Annotated in this window: 2 protein-coding genes; both read left to right on the top strand. The window is 77.5% G+C overall.

Annotated elements, in window-relative coordinates:
* A partial coding sequence (locus VR44_RS41705; RefSeq protein ID WP_157880507.1) for an acyltransferase domain-containing protein occupies nucleotides 1-894 on the top strand: 894 nt, incomplete at its 5' end.
* Nucleotides 797-1,687, top strand: an 891-nt coding sequence (locus VR44_RS41700) for a beta-ketoacyl reductase (protein WP_157880506.1), incomplete at its 3' end; no start/stop codon positions are given. The genes VR44_RS41705 and VR44_RS41700, both read left to right, overlap by 98 nt.

Genomic DNA, 1,687 nt, shown 5'->3' with positions numbered 1-1,687 from the left:
CCGTTCTACTCCACCGTCACCGGCGAACCCGTCGACTCGGCCGCCCTCGACGCCGCCTACTGGTACACCAACCTCCGCACCACCGTCCGCTTCGAGCCGGCCGCCCGCCGTCTGATCGCCGACGGCCACCAGGTCCTCGTCGAGTGCAGCCCCCACCCCGTCCTCGCCATAGGCCTCCAGGAGACCGCCGAGGACGCCGCCGCCACCGTGGACGTCCTCCCCTCGCTGCGCCGCGGCGACGGCGGCCCCGCCCGCTTCCTCACCTCCCTCGGCGAGGCCTGGACCCGGGGCGTCCCCGCCGACTGGACCCCCGCGTTCGCCGGGCTGCGCCCGCGCCCCGCCGACCTGCCCACCTACCCCTTCCAGCGGCGCCGCTTCTGGCTCGACACCGCCGCACCGGCCGCCTCCGCGGCCGCCGCCGGGCACAGCGAGGACGAGGCCCGCTTCTGGGCCGCCGTCGAGAACACCGACGTCCAGGCCCTGACCAGCTCACTGGACCTGGACCCGGACGCCTCCCTCGACACGATGGTCACCCGGCTCGCCGACTGGCGCCGCCGCTCCACCCGCAGCGCCCGCATCGACAACTGGCGCTACCGCGTCACCTGGACCCCCACCGGAACCCCGGCCCGGCGCGCCGGCCGCGCCCCGCTCACCGGCACCTGGCTCCTCGTCACCACCACCGCCCGGCAGGACGGCGCCACCGCCACCGCCGTCCACGAGGCCCTCACCGCCCGCGGCGCCCGCGTCGAACGCATCGCCCTCGACCCGGCCGCCCACCCCGACCGGGAGGCCGTGGGTGCTCTCCCTGCTGGCCGAAGACCCCGCCCCGGCTCCCGGACACCGGGTCCCCACGGCCCTGGCCGCCACCCTCGCCCTCGTCCAGGCCCTCGGTGACACCGGCATCGGCGCCCCCCTGTGGTGCGCGACCTCCGGGGCCGTCGCCACCGGCCCCGCCGACCCGCTCCGCCACCCCGCCCAGGCCCAGGTCTGGGGCCTCGGCCGGGTCGCCGGCGCCGAGTACCCGCAGCGCTGGGGCGGCCTGGTGGACCTGCCCGAAACCCTCGACACCCGCGCCCTCGACCTCCTCACCGGCCTCCTCGCCGACCCCGGCGGCGAGGACGAGCTCGCCGTCCGCGCCACCGGCACCCTCGCCCGGCGTCTGGTCCGCGCCACCGCCGAACCGGCGGCCCCCACCGGCGAGTACACCCTCGCCCGCCCGCACGGCACCGTCCTGGTCACCGGCGGCACCGGCACCCTCGGCGCGCACGTCGCCCGCTGGCTCGCCCGCTCCGGAGCCGTCCACCTCGTCCTGACCAGCCGCAGCGGCCCCACCGCCGAGGGCGCCGCCGAACTCCGCGAGGAACTCGCCGCCCTCGGCTGCCGCGCCACCATCGCCTCCTGCGACGCCGGCGACCGCGCCGCCCTCGCCGAGCTCCTCGCCTCCCTGCCCGCCGAACACCCCCTCACCGGCGTCATCCACACCGCCGGAGCCCTCGACGACGGCGTCCTCGACGCCATGACCACCGACCGGCTGGAACACGTACTGCGTCCCAAGGCCGAAGCCGCACTCCACCTGCACGAGCTCACCGCCGGCCTCGACCTCGACTTCTTCGTCCTGTTCTCCTCCATCGCCGGCGTCGTCGGCAACGGCGGCCAGGGCGGCTACGCCGCCGCCAACGCCCACCTC

This window comes from Streptomyces katrae (assembly GCF_000966975.1).
Taxonomy (GTDB): domain Bacteria; phylum Actinomycetota; class Actinomycetes; order Streptomycetales; family Streptomycetaceae; genus Streptomyces; species Streptomyces katrae.
Note: the sequence above shows the minus strand (reverse complement) of the source record. Positions and strands in the feature narration are given on the sequence as shown.